Consider the following 24505-nt stretch of genomic DNA (forward strand, 5'->3'; position numbering starts at 1 on the left):
GCCAGCGCCCGCAACGCCCGCACCAACTCCGGCACGTCCGCCGCCACCACACTGGCCCGCTGCTCGAAGTGCGTACGGTGCCGGGCGGCCGTGGCGGCGACGTCGGCCAGGGCCACGTCGTGGTGAGTGGTCAGCCAGGATGCCCAGCGTCCCGCCTGCTCGCGCAGCGCGGCCTCGTCGCGTCCGGCAAGCACCACCGGCAGCGGGCCGGCCGTCTCCTCGGCCACCGGCTCGGCCGGCTCGGTGAGCGGCGGCTCTTCGACGATCACGTGGGCGTTGGTGCCGCTCAGGCCGAACGAGGACACGCCCGCGCGGCGAGGACGGGCAGCGTCGCGCTGCCAGGGTTCGAGGGTGTCGACGACGCGGACCGGGAGGTCGTCCCAGGCGATGTCGGGGTTGCGGGGGCTGCTGTTGAGCGTCGCGGGCAGCGCGTCGTGGCGGAAGGAGGCGAGGACCTTGCAGACGCCCGCGATGCCGGCCGCCGACTCCAGGTGGCCGATGACGCTCTTGGCCGTGCCCAGGCCGAGTTCGCGGCCCGGCTCGCGGCCTTCGCCGTAGACGGCGGCCAGGGCCTGCACCTCGATGGGGTCGCCGAGAGAGGTGCCGGTGCCGTGGCACTCGACGTAGTCGACGTCGGCGGAGGTGAGTCCGGCCGAGGCGAGGGCGGTGCGGATGACCTTCTGCTGCGAGGAGCCGTTGGGGGCGGTGATTCCGCTGCTGGCTCCGTCGTGGTTGACGGCGGTCGCCCGGATCACGCCCAGCACCGTGCGGTTGTGGGCGACGGCGTCGGACAGCCGCATCAGCGCGATCATGCCGACGCCTTCGCCGCGTCCGTAGCCGTCGGCCTCGGCGGAGAAGGACTTGCTGCGGCCGTCGGGTGCGAGTGCGTGGGAGCGGCTGAGCGCCACGAAGGCGTCCGGGTCGGCGAGCACCTGCACACCGCCGGCGAGGGCCAGTTCGCACTCCTCGGAGCGCAGTGCCTCGCAGGCCAGGTGGAGGGCGACGAGGGAGGAGGAGCAGGCGGTGTCGACCGACAGCGCCGGTCCCTGAAGACCCAGGTGGTAGGAGAGCCGGCCGGCGTTGAAGCTGGGCAGGGTGCCGGTCAGGGTGTAGGTGTCGGCGGTGCCGCCCTGCCGGTGCTTGCCGTACTCGCCGACGCCCGCGCCGACGAAGACGCCGGTGGTGGTGGCGCGCAGGTCGCCCGGGACGATGCCGGCGTTCTCCAGGCAGTTCCAGGCGGTCTCCAGCAGCAGCCGGTGCTGCGGGTCCATCGGTTCGGCCTCGCGGGGGCTGATGCCGAAGAAGGCGGCGTCGAAGTGGGCCACGTCGCCGAGGAAGGAGGCGTGGCGGGTGGAGGTGCGGCCGTCGGCGTCGGGGTCGGGGTCGTAGTAGGCGTCGGCGTCGAAGCGGTCGGCGGGCACGGTGGTGACCGTGTCGCGGCCCTCGGCGAGGACCTGCCAGAGGCTGTCGAGGTCGTGGGCGTCGCCGGGCATGCGCAGGCCGACGCCGACGATCGCCAGGGGTTCGCCGGCCGGGCGGCGGATGCGGGTGGGGGTCGCCGGGGCGGCCTGCGGGGCGGGGGCGAGTTCGCCCAGCAGCCAGCGGGTGGCGGCGGCCAGGTTCGGGTGGTCGAAGACGAGGGTCTTCGGGGTGAGCACGCCGGTGCGCTGCTGGACGCGGACGCTGAAGTCGACGGACATCATCGAGTCGAAGCCGAGGTCCTTGAAGCCGCGTTCGGGATCGAGGGCTGCGGGATCCTGCACGCCGAGGACCGCGGCGGCCTCGATGGCCAGCAGGCGTTGCACATGGTCGGTGTGCGCCTGCCGGGGCAGGTCCAGGAGGGTCGCCCGTAGGGTCGTGCCGGTGTCGGGGGGTGCGGCGTCCGCCAGCGCGCGGGCGGCCTCGGGGACGGTGCGCAGGAAGGGGCGGTCGCGGCCTTCGCCGTAGGCGGGGGCGGCGACCGTCCAGTCGATGCCGGCGACGAGGACGGCGGGGCCCCGGTCGAGTACGGCGTCCAGGGCGTCCAGGGCGTGCGCGGCGGGCATGGGTTCGAGGCCGCTGCGGCGCAGCCGAATCTCGGCGGCGCCGTGGGTCATGCCGCCGTCGGCCCAGGGGCCCCAGGCGATGGAGACGGCGGGCAGGCCGGCCGCGCGGCGGCGGGCGGCGAGCGCGTCGAGGGCGGCGTTGGCGGCGGCGTAGTTGGCCTGGCCGACGTTGCCGAGGACGCCGACGACGGAGGAGTACAGCACGAACGCGTCGAGGTCGATGTCGCGGGTGAGTTCGTCCAGATGAAGTGCCGCGGTGAGCTTGGGTGCGGCGGCCGCGGTGAGGGACTCGGCGTCCTGGCCGTCCAGCAGCCGGTCGTCGAGCAGGCCCGCGGTGTGGAAGACGGCGCGCAGTGGGGTGGGGTCGGCCTTGAGCGTGTCGACGAGGGCGGCGAGCTGCTGCCGGTCGGTGACGTCGCAGGTGGCGAGGGTGACGCGGGCGCCGAGGGCTTCGAGGTCGGCGGTGAGTTCGGCGGCGTTGTCGGTGGCGGGGCCGCGCCGGGAGGCGAGGACGAGGTGCTCGGCGCCCCGTTCGGCCAGGCGGCGGGCCAGGTGGGCGGCGAGGGCTCCGCTGCCGCCGGTGACCAGGACGGTGCCGCGCGGGGTGAAGGGGCGGGCCTGTGCGCGGGGGTCGGCGCGGCGCAGCCTGCGGGCCAGGCGTCCGAAGGGGCGCAGGGCGATGTGTTCCTCGGCGGTGGGCGTGCCGTGTGCGGCGAGGGTCGCGAGCAGTTGGCGCAGTTCGCTGTCGCCGGGGTGGGCGGGCAGGTCGATCAGTCCGCCCCAGCGGGTGGGGTGTTCGAGGGCGACGACATGGCCGAGGCCCCAGATCTGGGCCTGGGCGGGGTCGGGTGCCGGGTCGGCGGCGTGCGCGGCGACGGCTGCCTCGGTGAGGAACCACAGTGGGGCCCGTACGGCGGTGTCGGCCAGGGCCTGCACGAGAGTGAGGCCGTGCGCGGTGGCCGCGGTTCCGTCCGGGTGGGCGGGGTGCGGGGTGCGGTCGGTGTCGGCGATGGCGAGGACGCCGCTGAGGGTGTCCTCGCCGAGGGCCGCGGTCAGGGCGGCGATCAGCGCCGCGCAGGCGGGCCGGTCGGTTCCGGTGGTCAGGACGTGGGGGTGGGCTCCGGCGGCCGCGAGGGTGGTGGCGAGGCGTTCGGCGCGGGCGGAGGTGGTCGCGCAGGCGGCGATCAGCCAGTGTCCGTGCAGGGTGGGCGTGGTGTGCGCGACGGCGGAGGGCTCCCACCTCTCCTGGTAGATCCAGTCGGCGATGCGGCCCGTGCGGGTCTGCTGTGCGCGCCAGGCGGCCAGGTGGGGCAGGACGGCGGCGATCGCGTCGGCGTCGGCCGTGCCGAGGAGTTCGGACAGTCGGCCGGCCTCGCCGCTGCCGACGGCCTCCCAGAAGGCGTCCTCGGCACGGGAGTGTTCTCGGGTGCGCGAGCGCGTCTGGCGGGTGGTGTGCAGCCAGTGGTGCTCGCGCTGGAAGGCGTAGGTGGGCAGGTCGGTGGGCCGGCCCGCGGCCAGGACGCGGTCGAAGGCGAGGGCCTCGCCCGCGACGTGCAGGGCGGCGAGGGCGCGGATCAGGGTGCGGACCTCGTCGACGGGTTCGGTGCCGCGCGGGGCACGCTGGGAAGCGACGAACACCGCTTGGCTCTGGACGCATCCGGCGCCCATCGCGGACAGTACGGCCGCCGGGCCGCATTCCAGGTAGCGCGCCGTGCCGGAGGCTTCGAGGGTGCGTACGGCGTCCAGGAAGCGCACCGGCTGGCGGACCTGGCGCACCCAGTAGGCCGGGTCGGCCAGTTCCGCGGCCGTCGCCCAGTGGCCGGTCACCGTCGACACCAGGGGGATCGTGGGCTCGCCGAACGCGCAGGAGGCGGCGACCTGCTCGTAGGCGGTGAGCATCGCGTCCATGTGCGGGGAGTGGAAGGCGTGCGAGACCACCAGTTCACGTGTGCGGCGTCCGGCCGCGGCGAAGTGGGCGACCACCGTCTGCACGGCCGCGCGGTCGCCGCTGACGACGGTCTGCGTGGGGCTGTTGAGTCCGGCCACCGAGATGCGGCCCGCGACCCCGGCCAGTACCTCGGCCACCTCCTGGTGCGGTGCCTCCACGGACGCCATCGCGCCGCCCGCCTCGCACGCCTGCATCAGCCGGCCGCGCGCGGACACCAGCCGCGCCGCGTCGGCCAGGTCCAGTACCCCGGCCACGTGCGCGGCCGCCAGCTCGCCCACCGAATGCCCCGCCACCGCGGCGGGCGCGAGCCCCCACGCCTGCCACAGCCGGAACTGCGCCACTTCCAGCGCGAACAGTCCCGGTTGGGCGAACTCCGTGTGGTGCACCAGTTGCGCGTCCGCACTGTCCGCGGCCGCGAACAGCACGGCCGTCAACGGCACCCGCAGATGGGGGTCCAGCGCGGCGGCCACCTCGTCGAACGCCTCCCGGAACGTCGGGAACGCCGCGTACAGGGCACGGCCCATCCCCAGACGCTGACTGCCCTGGCCGGTGAACAGCACCGCCGCAGGGGCGGTGGCGGCGGCACCCTCGACGACGTCCGGGTGGGTGTGGTGGCCGGCCAGTGCCCGCAGCGCCTCGACGGCCCCGGCGACGGTCCCGGCGGTGATGCCGGCCCGGTGCTCGAAGTGGGTGCGGTGGTGGGCGGCGGTGTAGGCGGCGTCGAGGAGGTCGCCCTCGCAGGCACCCTGGAGGTGGTCGGCGAGCAGGGCGGCGTTCGCGGCGCGGGCCTGTGCGGTCTTGCCGGACACCGTCAGGATGAGGGGTGCGCGGCGGGCGGCCGGTTCCTGGCGGCCGTGCACGGCGCCCCAGTCGAGGTGGTGTCCGTCGCACCACAGGCGTGCGGCGAGTTCCTCCAGGTCGCGGCGGGCGTTGTGGTCGCGGCGGCAGGTGGCGAGGGCCGCCGAGCGGGTGTCGCCGAGGTCGGTGAAGGTCCGCTCGACGCAGTGGCGGGCGACGGGGTGCGGGGCGATCTCGACGACGCGCAGTCCGCGGGTGGCGGCGGGACGGGCGAGGGTGAGGGCGGTCACCGACTCGGTCAGCAGCATCGGTTCGCACATGTTGCGGGCCCAGTAGGCGGCGTCCAGGGCGGTGCCGTCGACGTGGTCGGCCAGGACGGTGGAGAAGAAGGGGACGGAGGTGGTGCGGGTGCGTACCGTGCCGAGGCGGCGCAGGAGTTCGGGGGCGAGGTCGCGCAGGGTGTCGCTGTGGGAGGCGTAGTCGATGTTGACGCGCAGTGTGCGGGTGGCGCGCTGGGCGAGGTGGCGTTCGAGTGCGGCGACGGCGTCCAGGGGTCCGGACAGGCAGACCTGTCCGGGGGCGAGGTGGCCGGCGACGGTGATGCCGCGGGCGGGGTCGGCCGCGAGTTCGGCGGCCTCGTCGATGTCGAGGTCGCAGACGGTGAGGGCGCCCAGGCCGCAGGCGCGTTCGGCGATCAGCGCGGACCAGGTGGTGATCAGGCGGGCGCCCTCGTCCAGGTCGAGGGCGCCGGCGACGACGGCCGCGGCGACCTCGCCGACGCTCTGTCCGAGCACGGTGTCGGGTTCCAGGCCCCAGGCGGTCAGGGTGCGGGCCAGGGCGATCTGCACGGAGAACAGCACGGGCTGGACGACGTCGGTGCGGTGCAGCCGGGAACGGGTGCGGCCGGTGAGGAGTTCTTCGGTGACGGACCAGCCGGTGTACCGGCGCACGGCGGTGTCGCAGGCGTCCAGGGCGGCGCGGAAGGCGGGTTCGGCGAAGAGGTCGCGGCCCATGCCGAGCCACTGTGAGCCGTGGCCGGAGAAGAGGAAGGCGAGCGGGGGGCGTTCGCCGGTGCGGGCGGGGCCCGCGAGGAGTTCGGCGGTGGTGCCGCTCACGGCGGCGACGGCTCGGTGCTCGCCCGGTTCGGGGGCAAGGGTGCCGCCGGAGGCGGTGGTGGCGCCGGTGAGGGCGGTGAGGCTGTCGCGGAGGGCCCGTTCGCTGCCGGCGGTGAGGGGCTGCAGGGTGCGGCGCCGGCCGGGGGCCTCCTCCAGGGCGATGTGGGCGTTGGTGCCGCCGAAGCCGAAGCCGCTGACGCCGGCGTAGCGGCGGGGGGCGGCGGGCCAGGGCTGGTGCTCGGTGACCACGCTCAGGCGGTTGCGTGCGAAGTCGATGTGCGGGTTCGGTTCGTCGAAGTGGAGGCTGGCGGGGAGTTCGCCGTGGTGGAGGGCGAGGGCGGTCTTGAGTAGGCCGACGACTCCGGCGGCGGGCTCCAGGTGCCCGAAGTTGGTCTTGGCGGAGCCCAGGCGCAGGTTCTCGGTGCGGCCTTCGGCGAAGACGGTGCCGAGTGCCTGCGCCTCGACGGGGTCGCCGAGGAGGGTGCCGGTGCCGTGCGCCTCGACGTAGGAGACGTCGCGGGGGTCCACCGCGGCGTCCTGCCAGGCGGCGCGTACGACGTCGACCTGGGCCTGCGGATTGGGGGCGGTCAGGCCGTTGGAGGCGCCGTCGTTGTTGACGGCGGTGCCGCGGATGACGGCGTAGACGCGGTCGCCGGCGGCCAGGGCGTCGGACAGGCGGCGCAGGACGACGACGCCGGCGCCCTCGCCGCGCACGTATCCGGCGGCGCCCGCGTCGAAGGCGCGGCACCGGCCGTCGGGGTTCATGCCGCCGAACTTGGTCATGGCGACGGTGGTGTGCGGGTGCAGCATCACGTTGACGCCGCCGGCGAGGGCGAGGTCGCTCTCGCCGCGGCGCAGGCTCTGCACGGCGAGGTGGGTGGCGGTGAGGGAGGAGCTGCACGCGGTGGCGACGGCCATCACCGGTCCTTGAAGGCCCAGGGTGTAGGCGATGCGGGCGGGGATGACGGAGTTGTCCCAGCCGACGGCGGAGTGGGGGCCGATGGCGTCGGGGTCGGCGCCGGTGGCCAGGTGGTATTCCTGCGCCATCGCGCCGAGGAACACACCGGTGCGGCTGCCGGACAGGGAGCCGGGCACGATCCGGGCGTCCTCCAGGGCGGCCCAGGCGACCTCGAGCGCCATGCGCTGCTGGGGGTCCATGTGCCGGGCCTCGGCCGGGGAGATGCGGAACAGTTCGGCGTCGAAGCGGGAGACGTCGTCGAGGAAGCCGCCCCAGCGGGTGTTCATCGTGCCGGGGGCGCGGGGGTCGGCATCCAGCCACTCGTGGACGTTCCAGCGGTCGGCGGGCACCTCGCGGACCGCGTCCAGGCCGTCGGTCAGGGCCTGCCAGAGCTGTTGGGGGGTGTCGACGCCGCCGGGCAGCCGGCAGCCGAGGCCGACGACGGCGATCGGTTCGCCGTCCTCGGCGCGGACCGGGGCCCCGGGGGTGGCGGTCAGGGGGGTGGTGCCGGCCAGATGGGCGGCGAGGGCGGTGATCGTCGGGTACTGCCACACCACCCAGCCGGGTACGGGCCGGGCCAGGTGCTGCGCGAGGGCGGCGACGAGGGACACGATCCGCATCGAGTCCAGCCCGAGGTCGCGCAGGGGCCGGCCGGTGTCGACGGACTCGGGCGTGACGTCGAGCAGGGCCGCGACCGAGGTCCGCAGGAAGGCGGTGACGTCCTCGGCGGAGGTCGTGTCCCGGCCGGCGCCGTTGTTCACCTGGGCATAGCTCATCTGCTCATCCTCGAAGCTCGTGGGAAGCGAACGACCGGTGCCCGAGGCGGGCTGGGGGGGCGGGTGCCGCCACGGCGGGCGCACCCCGTGGTGCAGCTGTGCGGGGTGCGCCCGCGCGTGGTGTCAGCCGGCCGGGGTGGTCTTCACCGCCGTCCCCGGGGCTGCGGGCCGGTGGGGGCGGGGGTGGCGGCGGGTGTGCCGCTGCCCTGCTCGGGGCTCAGCGGGCCGGTGCCGCCGTACGCCTTGCGCTGCCGGGGCGTCAGGGTGCGGGAGCCGGCGATGGCCGAGTAGACGCTCACGGACTGCGTGGGGGTGCGCTCCATGGTCGTGCGGTCGACCTCGTACAGGCCGAAGCGGGCGGTGTAGCCCGAGAGCCACTCGAAGTTGTCGAGCAGGCTCCAGTGGTAGTAGCCGCGCACGTCGGCCCCGGCGGCGCGGGCCGCGGTGATCTGTTCCAGGGTGCGCACGATGTGCTCGGTGCGGCGCACGGGGTTGTCGGTGGCGATGCCGGACTCGCTCACCAGCAGCGGAATGCCGGGGTAGCGCTGGGAGTACTCCTTCAGCACTCCCGTCATGCCCTGCAGCGAGCCCTCGTAGCCCATGGCGGGCACGAAGTACGACGGGTCGCGGTAGGGAAGGCAGGGGGCGGTGGTGCACAGGTCGACGCCGATCACCGGGTAGGTCTGGCCGGTGCCGGTGCCGCCCTTGGCGGAGACGCCGATGCGGGCGTAGAGCTGCGGGCCGAGCCAGTCGAGGGTGCCCTTCCAGTCGGGGTGGCGTTCGTCGGGCGTGCCGTCCAGGTCGCTGTCGAACGTGCCGTCCCGCAGGGCGTCGACGAACCCGAAGTCGAGGTACTGGCGGTAGCGGTCGCGGGCCTCGATGTCGCGGGGGTCGTCGCTCGGCTTGCCGTCGCGGATGGGCACGTACTCCTGGGCGCCCACCGTCAGGCCCACGCTCGAGGCGGCGCCGTCCCGGTCGGCGTCGATGCGGTCGTCCTTCTTCACGGCCCGGTACATCGCCACGTGGGCCTGGAGGTAGCTGCGCTGGGCCGCGGTGAACCTGGGCAGGTCGGCCGGGTTCAGGTGGGCCTTGCCGGGCGGGCCGGCGCCGAAGGCGTGGGCGAAGGTCATGTAGACCATCGGCTCGTTGACCGTCACCCACTCGTCGACGCGGTCGCCGAAGCGCCGGGCGAGCAGTGCGGCGAACTCGGCCATCTCGGACACGACGAGCCTGCCGCCTCGCGGGTGGTCCAGCCCGCACAGGTTGGTGTCGCTCGGGCCGTTGGCGCAGGCGGCGTCGCGCGGGTCGTCGACCCATACCGGGTTGGCGAAGTGATGCAGCGTCACCATGGGGCGGATGCCCTTGGCGGCGAGGGCGTCGAGTTGCTTGCCGTAGTGGTCGAGGGCCGCTTGGTCGATCTTGTCCCGTTCGGGTTCGACCCTGGACCACTCGATGCCGAAGCGGTAGGAGTCGACGTTCAGGTCGTCGACCAGGTCCACGTCCTGGACCGCCCGCGTGTAACCGCCCACGCCGTCGCCCACGAACGGGCTCTTGCCCAGGCCCTGGGGGGCCGGCTTGGTCCACAGGTACCAGTCGTTGCCGGTGTTGTGGTCCTCGATCTGCGTGGCCGAGCTCGACACCCCGAAGCGGAAGCTTCCCGCGCCGGAGGGCTGCGAGAGCGAACCGATGCCCGGGAAGGCGATGCGCCCGCGGCCGGCGGCGCCGTCCTGCGGTGCGGGCGAGCCCTGCGCTCCCACGGGTGTCAGGGCGACGGCCAGCGCGGCAGCCGCCGCCACGGTCATGCCTATCAGTCGTTTCACGGTGTCTTCCTCGTTGCGGAGACGGTTGTCGTCGGGGCCTGCCGCCGGTCCTGCCCGACCCGGCCGGGCGCATGCGACAGCGGCCGCGTCGCCCTCGCGGGCTGACACGGCCGCTGCGAAGGCGCACCCTTGTCGGGTCGGCGGCGGGCGAAGCACGCGAGATGCTGTCCCGTCACTCTCCCCCGGTCCGCTCGAGGTCCGCTGGAGCTCAGGCGGTGCGGCGGGCCAGGTACTCCTCCACGGCGTCCGCGGCGAGGGCCGGGCCGTCGACCTCGCGCATGCGCCGGCCCATGTCCGTGGTGCGCTCGGCGATCGCCCGGTCCGCGGCGACCTCCTCGACGCTCTTGCGCAGCGACTGGGCCGTGAAGTCCTCACGCGGCAGCAGCCGGCCCAGGCCGAGCTCGTCGACGCGCATGCCGTTGGCGCGCTGCTCGCTCATCTGCGGGATGACGATCATGGGCACGCCGTTGTAGAGGGACTCCATGACGCTGTTCATGCCGCCGTGGGTGACGAACAGCGAGGCGTGCTTGAGCACGTCCAGTTGCGGGAAGCTGCGGCGCACGTCGACGTTGCGCGGCAGGGTGCCCAGTTGCGCCGGGTCGAGGGTGTCGCCCACCGACAGCAGCACCTGCCAGTCGCCGCCGCCGAACGCCTCCACGCTGGTGTGGAAGAACTCCGGCCAGCCGGTGGCGGCGGTGCCCAGGGACAGGTAGAGGACCGGGCGGTCCTCGGACTCGGGCCGCCACGTCCCCTGGAACGCCGACCGGTCGCCCAGGCAGGGGCCCGCGAAGACGAAACGCTCGTCGAAGGTGTCCCCGTCGTAGTGGAAGTCCCTGGGCAGGAAGATGATGCCGAGGCCGGCCGGCTCCATGAGGAACTCCATGGCCGTCTTCCCGGGGAACCCCAGGTCGGGCAGCATCCCCTCCAGCTCGGCGATCATCTCCATGACCTTGGGGTCGGTCATCTCGGCCATGGGGAACTTGGCCTGGATGGAGAAGTGCTCGTTGAACCCGTACGAGGGGAAGAGCCGCACCAGGGGGATGTCGTGCTGTGCGGCGTAGAAGCGGGCCCCCCACGCCATGAAGTCGTGGAGGATCACGTCGGGGCGGTTGTCGCCGTAGAAGCCCTCGACCTGGGCGACCAGGGAGGTCGCCTCCTGCAGCGTGCGCAGCCCTTCGCCCGAGATCGCCTCGGGGGTGAACGGGTTGGTGTAGTACTCCCCGAAGACGGAGGTGTAACGGACCGGTTCCGCGCCCGCTGCCTCGATGGCCGGGGCGAACCGGTCCGTGGTCGTGCACGAGACCCGGTGGCCGCGCCGCACGAGTTCCGCCACGACCCCCAATGTCGGGTTCAGATGCCCAAATGCAGGGAAATTAAAGAATGCGACGTGGGAGGTCATGGCAACACCTTCTTCGGGCTCGCAGAATTGGCGCTCACGGCGATCCGGCACTGTACCAGCGGCCGCCGTGCCGGCGCTTGGCGTTCTCGAGCGCGACGGTTCAGAACGGGACCGTCATCCCGAGGGCTCCGCGCAGACTTCCCAGTTGGCCGCCGTGGTAGGCGTCGTGCATCTGCACCAGCGACAGCGCGGACCCGAGCTTGGCGAGACGGGTCTTCCAGTAATCGTCGAGCGGGGCTTGAATCTCGACGGGAGTCTCGCGGTGCAGATCCTCGGCGCTCAGTGTGCCGACCAGTTCACGCAGCCGCCGGTGGATCTGCTTGTACAGGCCGAGCATCTCCGCCAGGGACGGGGCGTCCTCCCAGTCGACCTGATCGCAGTCGCCCGCCCACTTTTCGTAGAATTCCAGAGAAAGGGCTATTCCGCCTTCCTGGTAAAGACCCGACACGTAGTCCTTGGAGCACATCAGGTGCCCGAGGAACCACAGGGCCGGCATATGTCCGGGCGGCGCCGTGCGGGCGCTTTCCTCATCGAATCCGTCGATGAGTTGCAGGATCATTTCGTAGGCCAGGTCGAATTCCTGCAGCAGGTGGGCGCCGAGGGCGTCGGTGCCGGGCTCCGCGGGGGCGATCGTCATGTCCGGTTCCTCTTTCTTTGTTCGGCGAGCCTGGCGCGTACCTCGTCGAAGGTGGGCAGGACGGGTGAGCTGCTGACCCATCGCGTGCCCTCCCAGGCATAGGCCAGGTTCTTCGTCTTGCGCACCGCGTTCATGTGGCCCTCGGAGGTCAAGAACGCCTGCAGCGACTCCTGGTCCGTCCACACCGCGAGCGCGCGTGAACTCATCCAGCACTTGTGGGAGATGGCGAACGTCGCGGCGAGCAGGCCCTGGCAGCGCCACAGTTGCTCCAGGAGCACCCGGTTGAGGTCGGTGGCCACCTCGATCGCGCCGGGCTTGGGCCAGCCTCCGGACGTGGCGACCACATAGGTGGGCGGAAGGGGCCCCTTCAGGGCGCCCGTGGCGGGGTCGATGGCCGGCCCGGTCCAGGGGACGACGATCTCCAGGTCCGCCTCGTCGCAGGCGGCGAACTCCTCGACGGTGGCCGGCACGGGGCGGGCCGCCGGGCCGACGGCGCTGTCCGCGCTCATCTCAGGCCGCCTTCCGGCGCACCGGCAGCTGCACGAACTCGGAGATGAGCAGGCGCAGCACGAGCATCTTGGACTCGCCGTGCAGCTGCAGCGTCGGCAGGACCGGGAGCAGGGCCCGGAACATGGCGCGCAGCTCGGTCCTGGCCAGGGCGGCGCCGATGCAGCGGTGTTCGCCGTTGCCGCCGAAGGCGATGTGACGGTTGGGCTTGCGGGTGATGTCGAAGCGGTAGGGGTCGGGGAAGACCTCGGGGTCGCGGTTGGCGGCCGGGAAGAACATCGCCACCGTCTCGCCCTTGCGGATGCGCTGTCCGCGGATCTCGGTGTCCTGCCGGGCGGTGCGGGCCATGACCACGGCGACCGACGTCCACCGCAGGATCTCCTCCACGGCCCCGTCGAGCAGGGCGGGGTCGTCGATCAGCAGCTGCAGCTGGCCGGGGTTTTCCAGCAGGGCCTTCAGGCCGCCGGTGATGGCGTTGCGGGTGGTGCCGTTGCCGGCCTGCACCAGGTTGAACAGCTGGTACGACATGTCGTGGAACGCGAGGGGGTTGCCCCCGACGGTGGCGCGGGCGAGCCGGCTGAGCACGTCCGTGCCGTTGGCGCCGCCCTCCTCCATGCGCTTTGTGGCCAGCGCGGACATGTACTGGTCCAGCTCCACCATGGCGCGCATGAAGCGGGCCATGGCCTCCTCGCCCTCCTCCTGCTTGTAGCCCTTGTGGAAGGCCGCAGCGGTGTCCTGGTGGACGCGGAAGAGGTGGTCCCAGTCCTCGTCGGGTACTCCGAGGAGTTCGAAGATGGCGGCGAGCGGCAGCCGGCCGGCGAGGTCGTGGGCGACGTCGGCGGTGCCCTCCTCGTCCAGCTTCTTCAGGAAGTCGGCGACGTAGGAGGTGGACCGTTCGAAGAAGCGCTCCTCCATCGCCGCGGTCGCCTTCGGGGTGAAGCACGGGTACATCGCCTGCCGGACCTGCCGGTGCAGCGGCGCGTCCATGAAGCCCAGACCGGCGGGGTAGTCGGCGACGTGGCCGTAGACCTGCCCGCGGCGCTCGCGTTCCATCTCCCAGGGGTCGATCTCGTCCGGGGTCTCGACGGCCGTGCGCTCGCGGCAGGAGAACAGCTCCGGGTTGCGCGCGACCCAGGAGATGTCCTCGTGCCTGGTCAGCGCCCAGAACGGCTCGTAACCGGGGCGGTGGTACCAGTGGACGGGAGACTCCTGCCGCAGCCGGTCCCACTCCTGCCACGGGTAGCCCTTGTCGTCGTAGAGCTGCTCACTGGTGATGTCGATTGCTGCGAGCGATTGCATGGGCACTTACCTCTTTCGGCTCGGGGTGTTCTTCAGCAGGAACTCCACGACGGACGCCACCGTCGCGTCGCGCCGGTCGGGCGCGTCGAAGCCCGCAGCGAGCACGGTGGCCCGCGGCGCCTCGGCGGCGAGGCGTTCGGCCAGAGCGCGCGGCTGGCGCGGGCGGTCACCCGCGAGCACCAGCAGCGGGGCGGGCAGGGTGGCGATCCACTGGTCGGGCACGGAGAAGTGGGCCCGGCCGTCGGGGAACATCGCGTCCCGGAAGCGCACCAGCAAGGTGATGTACTTCTCGCGCCGGAAGGTGAGCATCTCCTTGCGGAAGTCCTCGTCGTGGTGCAGCCGCGCCGCGAACGGGCCGGCCTCGAGGTTGCGGGCGAAGACACCGTCGCGGGCCGCGGCCTCGAAGATGGCGCCCAGGCCCTCGGTGTCGGGGTCGTCGAACCCGGCGGCCCGCACCAGCCTCATCGTCGCGTCGAAGAGCCCGAAGAAGTCGCCCAGCGAGGTGTCCGCGTCCCGGCCGGCCGGCTCCTGCGCCACGATGGAGCGCACCCGCTGCGGCGCGTCGTGCGCCAGCCGCCAGGCGTGCACACAGCCGAACTCGGCGGCCACGAGGTGGGCCTGTTCGGCTCCGACGGCGTCGAGCACGGCCAGCTGGTCGCCCGCGGTCTGCTCGTAGGAGAACGGAACGGCCGGGGCGGCGCTGCGGCCGGCGTGCCGCTGGTCCATCGCGATCACCGTGAAGTGCTGCGACAGTTCACGCACCGGGTGGTAGAAGTTGTCGTTCCAGGTGTCGGTTGCGCTGCTCACGTGGCCGGGCGCCAGCAGCAGCACGGGGAAGCCGTCCCCGTGCACCTCGTAGTGGATCCGTGCGCCGTCCTGGCGGATGACTTCAGGCATTCTCTTCTTCCCTGTCCTTTCGGATCGCCGCCAGGAGCTGCGCGGCCATCGCCTTCGAGTTCTCGATCGGTGCTGCGTGGCTTCCGTCGATGACGCGGAGCACGAACTCGCCGCGTGTCAGGTGGTGCCAGCCCTGCATGGTCCCGTCGGGAAGGACCGGGTCGTCCTTCGCGGCGACGGCGACCACGGGGACGTCGAGCGGGGGCCGGTCGTCGCCGGCGAGGCCGTCGCGGTGGTTGGTGGACAGAACCGCGTCGTGGGCCAGGGCGGTGCGGTACGAGGCGAGCAGCTCGGGGCTCTTCAGTACCTCGTCCGGCAGGATGCCCCGCAAGACGTCCGCCAGGTCCTTTGCGGACGCCTGGTGAAGCGATGCGGCCAGCTCCTCCATGCGGCGCATCGCCGGCGGTACCTCGGCGAACGGCGGCAGCGCGCACGCCGGTACGAAGGTCAGCGGCGGGGCGTCCGGCAGGCTCGACAGGAACCGGGTCAGTTCCCAGGCCATCCAGGAGCCCTGGCTGTGTCCGTAGACGACGGTGGCCACCTGCGGGCGGTCCGCCAGTTCCGCGGCCGTGGCGGCGACGACGTCGCGCATCACCGTCGCGGGGGCCTCGTCCGCGCGGCCCTCGCGGCCGGGCATCTGCACGGCCAGCAGTTCCACGTCGTCGGGAAGGTGCCGGATGAGCGGAACGTGTCCGGCGGTGGTGCCGCCGCCGCCGGCGATGCAGACGATCCGGGCCCGGGGCCGGGCCGACGGCTTCAGGGTCCGCAGCCAGCGGGGCGCGCCGGCGGCGGGCGCTGGTGCCGTGACGCCGTTCAGTTCCCGCAGGAGGTGACCGGCCACGCCCCGGCAGCCCTGGTCGCCGAGGACGGTCTGTACGGGCACGGTGACGCCGGTCAGCTGCGCGATCCGGCCGCGCAGGCCCAGTGCCGTCAGGGAGTCCATGCCGAGCTGGAACAGCGGCCGGTCGGCGGGGAGGGAACCGCCCGGCAGGCCCAGGATGTCCGCCGCCTCGCCCACGACCAGGTCCAGGACGGCGGGCAGCCGTTCGTGCTCGCTCAGCGCGGCCAGCCGGTCCGTCAAGCCGTGCTGCCCGCCGCGGGCCGGAGCGGGGGTGTGCCGGGCCGCGGGCGTGTGGGGCTGTCCCTGCGTGCGCAGCCACTGCTCCAGCAGGGGCACGATCTGCGCGATGCTGTCCTGGAGGTGTTCGGGTGCGTTAAGCAGGTGCGCGACCTCGGCGGCGCCACCGGTGTTCACCGCCTCCCACAGTGCCTGGCCCGCACGGGCCTGCGCGGTGCGCGCCCGCGGTGCGTGCCGCCAGTGGCGGTGGCGCTGGAAGGCGTAGGTGGGCAGCGGCACCGGGCAGGGGGTGCCCTGGGGTGTGCCGAGGGGTGCGAGGGCACCGAGGACCCGGTCCCAGTCCAGCTCGTGGCCGTGGACGTGCAGCTCGCCCAGGTTGCGCAGCACCTGGCTCATGCCGCCGCGTCCGCGGGCCAGCGATCCGGCGACGATGCCGCCGCGCTCGGCGCATCCGTCGGCCAGCGGCGCGGACAGCAGCGGATGGGGGGAGATCTCCACGAACACGGTGTGACCGTCGTCCAAGAGCCGGTTCAGTGCCCGGTCGAAGCGGACCGGCTCGCGCAGGTTGTGGCACCAGTAGGTGGCGTCCAGTTCGGGGCCGGTGACGACCTGACCGGTCACCGTCGAGTACAGGGCGGTGCCGGCCGGGCGCGGGGTCAGCTCCGCGAGCCGCTCGGCCAGCACGGGCAGCACCGGATCCACCTGCGCGCTGTGGCCGGCGTAGTCCACCTTGATCTTGCGGGCGTAGACGTTGCGCGCCCCGAACTGGGCGACGATCCGGTCGATCGCCTCCCTCTGCCCGGAGACGACCGTGGAGCGGGCGGTGTTGACCGCTGCGACCGACAGTGTCTGCCCGTGGGGGGCGAGGAACTCTTCCACCTCGGCCACCGGGCGCTCGATCAGTGCCATGCCGCCCTCGCCGGCGTGCTCGCGCACGGTCCGGGAGCGGACGGCCACGATCTGGGCGCCCTGCTCCAGCGTGAGGGCGCCGCTGGTCACCGCGGCCGCGATCTCGCCCTGCGAGTGGCCGACGACGGCGGCGGGTTCCACGCCGAGCGAGCGCCACACGGCGGTCAGGCCGATGGCCATGGCGAACACCGCGGGCTGGGAGACGTCCGTGCGGTCCAAAGCGGGCAGGTCCTCGCCCCGGCCGGTGAGCACCTGCTGCAGCGACCAGCCGGTGTACGGCCTGAGCGCGGTGTCGCACGCCTGGATGGCCTCTCGGAAGACGGCGCTGGTGGACAGCAGTTCCCGGCCCATGCCGGCCCATTGGGAGCCGCCGCCGGGGTAGACGAAGGCGACCTTCGTGCGCCGCCGGGCGGTCCCGGTGACCACCGCCTCGTGGGTGCGGCCGTCGGCCAGCGCCTGCAGCGCCTGCACCAAAGCGGCCCGGTCGGCGGTGCTCACGCTCGCCCGTGAGGCGAAGTGCGTACGGTGGCGTGCCGCGGTGATCGCCACCTGCGCCGGCCGTACGTCGGGCCGGTCGGCCAGCCACGACGCCCAGCGGGCCGCCTGCTCGCGCAGCGCCGCCTCGTCGCGGCCGGAGACCACCACGGGCACCGCGGGCGCCTCGCCGGCCGCTGGTTCGCCGCCGTCCGGCGTCAGGGGTGCCTCCTCCAGCACCACGTGGGCGTTGGTGCCGCCGAGGCCGAAGGCGCTGACGCCGGCGCGGCGCGGGAGGGCTCCCGCTTCCCAGTGCGTGAGTTCGGTGTTGACGTAGAGCAGTTCGGGGTCGAGTTCCATTTCGGGGTTGGGCTTGTCGAAGTTCAGGCTCGGCACGAGCTGCCGGTGGTGCAGCAGCAGGGCCGCCTTGATCAGGCCCGCGACGCCCGCCGCGCTGTCGGTGTGGCCGATGTTCGTCTTCACCGATCCCAGGGCGCACGGCTTCGGCCGTGCGGCGGTGGCGAGGACCTGTTGCAGGGCCTGCACCTCGATCGGATCGCCGAGTCTGGTTCCGGTGCCGTGGGCCTCGATGTAGCCGATGGTGTCGGCCGTGACGTCGGCGTCGGCGTGGGCGGCGGCGATGACGCGCGCCTGGCCCTGGACGCTGGGGGCGGTGAAGCCGACCTTGCCGGAGCCGTCGTTGTTGACGGCGCTGCCGCGGATGACCGCGTAGACGGTGTCGCCCGCCGCCAGGGCGTCGGACAGGCGGCGCAGGACGACGACGCCGACGCCGTTGGCCAGCACGGTGCCCGCTGCGTCCGCGTCGAACGCCCGGCACGTGCCGTCGGGTGAGAACACCAGGCCCTCTTGGTGGAAGTAGCCCTGCTGCAGCGGGTAGCTGAGGGAGGCGCCTCCGGCCAGGGCGATGTCGGACTCGCCGCGCAGCAGGCTCTCGCGGGCCAGGTGCGTGGCGACCAGGCTGGTGGAGCAGGCCGTCTGGACGGTGAGCGCGGGCCCGCGCAGGTTCAGCTTGTGGGCGACCCTGGTCGCCAGGAAGTCGTTCTTCGTGCCGACCATCGTGCGGTAGAACTCGGACAGGTCGGCGGCGTCCTCGCTGTGGAGGTAGCCGCTGTGCCCGGCGCCCGCGAACACGCCGATGGCGCCGTCGAACCGCTCGGGCACCTGCCCCGCGTGCTCCAGTGCCTGCCAGGCGCACTCGAGGAACAGGCGGTGTTGCGGGTCCATGGTGTCGGCCTCTGCGGGCGAGCAGTCGAAGAACTCCGCGTCGAACAGGTCGGCGCCCTCGACGAACCCCTTGGCCGGCACGTACGCCGGGTCCTGAAGGACCTCCTGTGCCACTCCCGCCTCCTGCAGCTCCTGCACGCTGAACCGCCGGATCGACTCGACGCCGTCCTTGAGGTTGTTCCAGAAGGTGTCGGCGTCGGCGGCGCCGGGCAGGCGGCAGGCGAACCCGACGATGGCGACCGCGTCGTCGGCGGCCGGCCGGCGGGCGGCCGCGGTGCGGGGCGTGTGCGGGGCGGGTGAGACGCCGCGCAGGAAGCCCGCCAGTTGCCGGACGGTCGGATAGCGAAAGAGCGCCGAGAGGGGGAACTCCCGCCCCAGTCCCTGGCAGATCGTGCGGTGCGCCTGGAGCGCCGTCATGGAGCTGGCGCCGAGCTCGAAGAAGCCCCGGTCGACGTCCACCCGGGTCAGGTTGAGCACCTGCGCCCAGGCGCGGCAGATCAGGTCCTCCAGCGACTCCTCGCCGGCGCCCGCGGCCACGGCGGCCGCGGGCGCCGGGGCGGGCGCCGGGGCGGGTGCCGGGGCGGGCAGCGCCGCGATGGCCTGGCGGTCCACCTTCCGGTTGGGTGTGTGCGGCAGCTGCTGCATGCGCACCAGCCGGGAGGGCACCATGTAGGACGGGAGGCGGTTGAGGAAGTACCGCAGCAGGGCGTCGTCGTCGGCGTGCTCGCCCTCGGCGGGCGTCCAGTACAGGCACAGTCGCGGGTCGCTGCCCTCGTCGTTGCGGACCACCGCCGCGCACTGGGCGATCGCCGGGTGCTCGCCGGCCACCGCCTCCACCTCGCCCAGCTCGATGCGGTGGCCGTGCAGCTTGATCTGGGCGTCGCTGCGGCCGCAGTACTCCAGGCTGCCGTCCTCGCGGTAGCGGACGATGTCGCCGGTGGCGTACATGCGCGCGTCGTCCGGGCCGGCGAAGGGGTCGGCGACGAACCGCTGCGCGGTCAGCTCCGGGCGGTTGAGGTAGCCGCGCGTGACGCCCAGGCCGCCGATGTGGAGCTCGCCGCGGCTGCCCCGGGGCACCCGGGCCCCGTGCCGGTCGAGGATGTACAGGCTGGTGTTGCGCACGGCGTCGCCGAGGGAGACCTCCCCCGCCTCGGCGTGCCAGGTGGTGGACCAGACGGTCGTCTCCGAGGGGCCGTAGATGTTCGTCAAGGTGCCGCGGACGGTGCGCATCAGCTTGGCGGCGAGCCCGCGGTCCAGGGCCTCCCCGCCGACGATCATCCGCTTCAGGCCGCCCAGCAGGGCACGGCCCGCGCGGTCGGCCAGGAGCAGCCGGGCCAGGGAGGGGGTGCACTGCAGGTGTGTCGGAGCGTAGGAGCGGTAGGCGGGCCACTCGCCGACGCTGCCCTGGGCGATCACCACGCGGTAGCCGCGGGTCAGCGTCCACAGCAGTTCGACGGTGGAGATGTCGAAGGAGGGGCTGGTGACGGCGAGCCAGGTGTCGCCGGTGCCGCCGCCGATGCGTTCGTCGACGGCGTGGCAGAAGTTGACGAACTGGCCGTGTTCGATCAGGACGCCCTTGGGCCGGCCGGTGGAGCCGGAGGTGTAGATGACGTAGGCCAGGTCCTGAAGGGCCGGCGGGGTCGTGGGGGGCAGTGTGTCGCCGGCGGGCACGGCGGTGACGGCGAGGTCGTCGGCGAACACCAGCCGGGCGCCCGTGTCGGTCAGGTCGCCGGCCGTCGTGGAGCGGGTGATGACCACCTCCAGGCCGCTGTCCTGGACGACGTAGGCCACGCGGGCCTGTGGATAGCCGGGGTCGATGGGCAGGTAGGCGCCTCCTGCCAGCCAGATGGCGAGCGCGCAGAGCACCAGCTCCGCGGAGCGCGGCAGGTGCACGCCCACCGGGGTCTCGGGGCCGACACCGGCCGCGCGCAGCCGCTCGGCCAGGGCGGCGGCCCGCCAGGCCGTCTCCCGGTAGGTGAGTTCGGCCCCGTCCGAGACCAGTGCCACCGCGTCGGGGGTGCGGCGTGCCTGGTCCCAGATCAGCTCCAGCGCCGTGGGCTGGCCGGGGCTGTGCGGGCCGGCCAGGCCGCCGCGTGCGACGAGCCAGTCGAGTTCGTCGGGGCCGAGCAGCTGCAATCGGCTCAGCGCGCGCTCCGGTTCGCGCACGACCGACTCCAGCAGGGTGCGGAAGCTGTCCAGCATGCGCTGCGCCGCGGGGCGGCTGAGTACGTGCGCCTGGTATTCGAACTCGCCGCGCAGTTCCTGCCCGCAGGGGATGAGGGTGATGCCGAGTTCGAACTTGGAGGCGCCCCGGACGTTGCCGGCGAGGCTGCCGGTGGCGGGCAGGGTCCAGGCCGCGTCGCCCTCGCCCACGGTGGGCATCGCCGCGCCGGCGTAGTTGAAGACGGCACGGAAGAGCGGGTTCTCCTCGCCCGTGCGCTGCCCGCCGGCCCTGCGGACCAGCTCGGTCAGGGGGAGGTCCTGGTGCTCGAGGACGCCTCGGATCCTGGGCGCCATCGAGGCCAGCAGTTCCTCGAAGGTCGGATCACCCGTCAGGTCGCAGCGCAGCGGCAGGGTGTTGGCGAGGAAGCCGAAGGTTGCCGTCAGGCCCGGCAGTTGCCGGTTGGACCAGACGGTGCCCACCGCGAAGTCGTCCTGGCCGGTGAAGCGGGCCAGCAGCGTGGCGAAGGTGCTCACCAGCACCGTGTAGGGGGTGACCGAGGTGCGGGCGGCGAGTGCCTCCAGTTCGCTTCTGAGGCCGGCCGGGACGGTGAAGTAGAGGGTGTCGCCGCCCTGGTCCTTCGGTGCGACGCGGTCGGGCCCGGGCGGGAACTGAAGCCGCTCCACGCCGTCGAGTTCGGCGGCGAAGTGGGCGAGGGCTTCCTCGAAGCGGCCCTCGGCCAGGCTGCGCCGCTCCCATGCGGCGAAGTCGCCGAGGTGGAAGGGGGCGGGGCCCGGTTCGGGTTCCCGCCCGGCCTGGAACTCCTGGCAGGCGTGGAACAGTTCGCTCAGGAACAGTGACAGCGACCAGCCGTCGGTGACGGCGTGGTGGACGCTGAAGCACACCACCTGTTCGTCGTCGGCGACGTCCAGCACCCGGCAGCGCAGCAGCGATGTGCCGCTCAGGTCGAACGGCTGGAGTTCCTCGTGCCGGATGTGTGCCTCGACGGCGTCGGCGCCTTGGCCGCGCAGGTCCTCGAAGGTGATGTCGGCGGGGCCGGCGGTGTGCACGACCTGGACGAGTTCGCCCTCGCGCATGTCCAGGCCGGTGCGCAGCGCCTCGTGCCGGGCGGTGATCCAGGTGAGCGCACGGGTCAGCACGGTGTGGGCGAGCGGCCTGGCCGTCCGGATCCGCATCGCCACCTTGTACTGGGCGGAGCCGGGGTTCATCTGCTCCAGGAACCACAGGCGCCGCTGGCCCTCGGTGGCCGGGTGCACCTCGCGGTCCACAACCTTCTCGAGCGGTGGCATCGCCGGGTCGTCGTCCGCCGCCGCGAGCAGGTGCGGCAGCAGGTGCCCGGCCAGGGCCCGCGCGGTGGGGTAGGTGAAGGCGAGGGTGGCGGGCAGGGTGGTGCCCGCCAGTTCGCACAGGCGGTTGCGCAGTTGCAGGCCCATGATCGAGTCGAGCCCGAGCTCTTGGAGCTTGGTGTCCGCGGGCACGGGCCCGGCCGCGCGCAGCACGGTCGCGGCCTCTCGGCGGACCAGGTCGACGAGCGCGTCCGCGCGTTCCTCGTCGGGCATCGCCGCTATCCGGGCGCGCAGCCCGGCCAGACCCCGCGCGCCGGTGTCCTGTTGCCGGCTCCGGCGCGCCGCGGCGGAAGCGGCCGGTGCCGTGGCGGGCAGCGGCACGTCGGCCCAGTAGCGTGTGCGCTGGAAGGGGTAGGTGGGTGCCTGCGCCGGGTCCGCGGCCGATCCGCCGTCCAGGACCCGGCGCCAGTTCACGGTGTGGCCCTGGACGTGCAGGGCGGCCAGGGAGTGCAGCAGCTGGGCGAGTGAGCCGTGGTCGCGGTGCAGGCTGGCGACGACGGTGCCCGCGACGCCGGTGGGGCCGGTGGTGGCCTCGGTGAGGGTGGTGCCCAGGACCGGGTGGGGGCTGATCTCGATGAACACGTCGTGGCCGTCCGCCACCAGCTGGTCCAGGGCCAGGTCCATGCGGACGGTGTCGCGGACGTTGCGGCACCAGTAGGCGGCGTCGAGTGCGGTGTCCTGCACGCGGGTGCCCGTCACCGTGGAGTAGAACGGCACGGCCGGCGTGTGCGGTGTCAGTTCGCTCAGCTGTTCGGCGAGCCAGGGCAGGACCGGGTCCACGTGGGAGCTGTGGCCGGCGGTGTCGGACTGGATGCGCCGGCTGAAGACGTCCGTGCCGGACAGCTTCTCCAGGAAGGACTCGATGGCGTCGACGTCACCGGAGACCACCACGGAGGTGGCGCTGTTGACGACGGCGACGGACAGCGCACCGCCGTAGGGGGCGATGCGCTGCTCGACCTCGGCCGGTGCCATCTCGACCAGTGCCATCGCGCCGCGGCCGCTGCACTCGCGCAGCTGCCCCTGGGAGCGCAGCGCCGTCAGGCGGGCGCCGTCCTCCAGGGTCAGCGCGCCCGCGACCACGGCCGCGGGCACCTCGCCCTGGCTGAAGCCGACCACGGCGGACGGCTCCACCCCCAGGGAGCGCCACAGTTCGGCCAGGGAGATCATCATGGTGAACAGGGCGGGCTGGAGGACGTCGATGCGGTCGAAGGGCGGCAGGTCGGCGTCGGGTGTCTGGCTCAGCAGGTTCGCCACCGACCATCCGGTCCACGGTCTCAGGGCCGCGTCGCACCTGCGCACCGCCTCCCGGAAGACCTGCGATTGGGCGATCAGGGCGCGGCCCATGCCGCTCCACTGGCTGCCCTGGCCGGGGAAGACGAACACGGTCTTGGTGCGTTCGTGGGCGGTGCCCACCACGGTGTCGGGGTGGCGCAGCCCGTCGGCGAGCGCCCGCAGCGCCGCCACGGCCTGCTGGGTGTCGCAGGCCGGGATGGCGGCGCGCGCCGGAAGGTGTGTGCGGTGCAGGGCCGCGGTGCGGACCGCGTCGGCGAAGGCAGGGCCGTCGGCCGCCTCCAGCCACGCCGCCCACTGCTCGGCCTGGGCGGCCAGTGCCCGTTCGTCGTGGGCGGAGAGCACCAGCGGCAGCCGGTCGGGCAGCTCGCTCACGGCCGCCCGGCCGCCGGCGGCCGTCTGCTGGGGCTGTGGTGCCTCCTCCAGGACCAGGTGTGCGTTGGTGCCGCTGATGCCGAACGCCGACACTCCGGCGCGGCGCGGGCGTTCGCCCCGCGGCCAGGGGTGTTCCTGCTGCAGGAGCCTCAGTCCGCTGCCCTGCCAGGCGATGTGCGGGCTGGGCTGCTCGGCGTGGATCGTGCGCGGCAGGCGCTCGTGCTGCAGTGCCAGCACCATCTTGATCACGCCGACGACGCCGGCGGCCGCCTGGGTGTGCCCGATGTTCGACTTGGACGAGCCGAGGTGGACGGGGGTGTTCGCGGGGCGGCCCGGTCCGAAGACCGCCGCGAGGGCGCCGGCTTCGATCGGGTCGCCCAGCGGGGTGCCGGTGCCGTGGGCCTCGATGGCGTCGATGTCGGCGGGGGTCAGCCGGCTGGCGGCCAGTGCCTCGCGGATGACCCGCTGCTGCGCCGGCCCGTTGGGGGCCGTCAGGCCCTGGCTGCGGCCGTCCTGGTTGACGGCGGAACCGCGGATCACGGCGAGCACCCGGTCGCCGTCGCGCTGGGCGTCGGAGAGCCGTTTGAGCAGCAGCACACCGGCGCCCTCGGACCAGCCGCCGCCGTCGGCGCCGGCGGAGAAGCTCTTGCACCGCCCGTCGGGGGACATCGCCCCGAGCCGGCTGGACTCCACGAACATGCCCGGCGAGCTCATCACCGTCACGCCGCCGGCCAGCGCGGCGTCGCACTCGCGGTTGCGCAGGGCGGTGGCCGCCAGATGCAGGGCCAGCAGCGAGGACGAGCACGCCGTGTCCACGGTCACCGCGGGCCCCTCAAGGCCCAGCGCGTAGGAGATGCGGCCGGAGATGACACTGCCGGACACGCCCGTGCCCTGGTAGCCGTCGAGCAGTTCCAGGTCGGTGCGGATGGTGTCGTAGTCGGGGCGCATCGCACCGATGTAGACACCGGTGCGGCTGCCCTGGAACTGCTCGCGGCGCACTCCCGCCCGCTCCAGCGCCTCCCAGGCCGTCTCCAGCACGAGCCGCTGCTGCGGCTCCATCGCCTGCGCCTCGCGTGGTGCGATGCCGAAGAACTCCGCGTCGAAGCCGTCGATGCCGTCGAGGAAGCCGCCCTCACGGGCGTAGCTCTTGCCGGGCGCGGCCGGGTCCGGGTCGTACAGGTCGAAGGCGTCCCAGCGCTCGGGCAGCGGCCCGATGGCGTCCCTGCCCTGGGCCAGCAGGTCCCAGAACGCCTGGGGGGTGGTCACTGCCCCCGGCAGGCGGCAGGCCATCGCCACGATGGCCACCGGCTCGTGGCGCTGGTTGTCCAGTTCCGCGTTGCGCTGCTGCAGCTGGAGCACCGCGGCCATGGCGCGCCGCAGTCGCTCCTCGTTGGCCTGAGCGTTCAT

Annotated in this window: 8 protein-coding genes; all 8 read right to left on the reverse strand. The window is 73.3% G+C overall.

The window, feature by feature from the left end:
• Positions 1 to 7640, reverse strand: a 7640-nt coding sequence (locus tag Q5694_RS26335; RefSeq protein ID WP_333935851.1) for an SDR family NAD(P)-dependent oxidoreductase, incomplete at its 3' end; no start/stop codon positions are given.
• 143 nt (positions 7641 to 7783) lie between these two features.
• Positions 7784 to 9460 carry a glycoside hydrolase family 1 protein gene (locus tag Q5694_RS26340; RefSeq protein ID WP_333935852.1) on the reverse strand — a complete coding sequence of 559 codons (1677 nt, stop codon included), beginning with the start codon at positions 9458 to 9460 and terminating at the stop codon, positions 7784 to 7786.
• A 208-nt stretch (positions 9461 to 9668) separates the two neighbouring features.
• Positions 9669 to 10859 carry a macrolide family glycosyltransferase gene (locus tag Q5694_RS26345; RefSeq protein ID WP_333935853.1) on the reverse strand — a complete coding sequence of 397 codons (1191 nt, stop codon included), beginning with the start codon at positions 10857 to 10859 and terminating at the stop codon, positions 9669 to 9671.
• A gap of 100 nt (positions 10860 to 10959) precedes the next feature.
• Entirely contained in the window at positions 10960 to 11496 is a 537-nt protein-coding gene (locus Q5694_RS26350) for a DinB family protein (protein WP_333935854.1), read from the reverse strand.
• Positions 11493 to 12005 carry a hypothetical protein gene (locus tag Q5694_RS26355; protein WP_333935855.1) on the reverse strand — a complete coding sequence of 171 codons (513 nt, stop codon included), beginning with the start codon at positions 12003 to 12005 and terminating at the stop codon, positions 11493 to 11495. The genes Q5694_RS26350 and Q5694_RS26355 overlap by 4 nt, the downstream gene beginning before the upstream one ends.
• A 1-nt stretch (position 12006) precedes the next feature.
• On the reverse strand, positions 12007 to 13302 hold the full coding sequence (locus Q5694_RS26360) for a cytochrome P450 (protein WP_333935856.1): 1296 nt from the start codon (positions 13300 to 13302) through the stop codon (positions 12007 to 12009).
• A gap of 6 nt (positions 13303 to 13308) precedes the next feature.
• Positions 13309 to 14199 carry an alpha/beta fold hydrolase gene (locus Q5694_RS26365; protein ID WP_333935857.1) on the reverse strand — a complete coding sequence of 297 codons (891 nt, stop codon included), beginning with the start codon at positions 14197 to 14199 and terminating at the stop codon, positions 13309 to 13311.
• A complete protein-coding gene (locus tag Q5694_RS26370) occupies positions 14192 to 24505 on the reverse strand; it encodes a non-ribosomal peptide synthetase/type I polyketide synthase (RefSeq protein WP_333935858.1) in 10314 nt (3437 codons plus the stop codon). The genes Q5694_RS26365 and Q5694_RS26370 overlap by 8 nt, the downstream gene beginning before the upstream one ends.

The organism is Streptomyces sp. AHA2, from assembly GCF_036857595.1.
Lineage (GTDB): Bacteria > Actinomycetota > Actinomycetes > Streptomycetales > Streptomycetaceae > Streptomyces.

What these genes read in the sequence shown, in the direction of transcription:
- Q5694_RS26365 (WP_333935857.1), bottom strand. Translation starts at nt 14,199, where the DNA reads ATGCCTGAAGTCATCCGCCAGGACGGCGCACGGATCCACTACGAGGTG.
- Q5694_RS26345 (WP_333935853.1), bottom strand. Translation starts at nt 10,859, where the DNA reads ATGACCTCCCACGTCGCATTCTTTAATTTCCCTGCATTTGGGCATCTG.
- Q5694_RS26355 (WP_333935855.1), bottom strand. Translation starts at nt 12,005, where the DNA reads ATGAGCGCGGACAGCGCCGTCGGCCCGGCGGCCCGCCCCGTGCCGGCC.
- Q5694_RS26370 (WP_333935858.1), bottom strand. Translation starts at nt 24,505, where the DNA reads ATGAACGCTCAGGCCAACGAGGAGCGACTGCGGCGCGCCATGGCCGCG.
- Q5694_RS26350 (WP_333935854.1), bottom strand. Translation starts at nt 11,496, where the DNA reads ATGACGATCGCCCCCGCGGAGCCCGGCACCGACGCCCTCGGCGCCCAC.
- Q5694_RS26360 (WP_333935856.1), bottom strand. Translation starts at nt 13,302, where the DNA reads ATGCAATCGCTCGCAGCAATCGACATCACCAGTGAGCAGCTCTACGAC.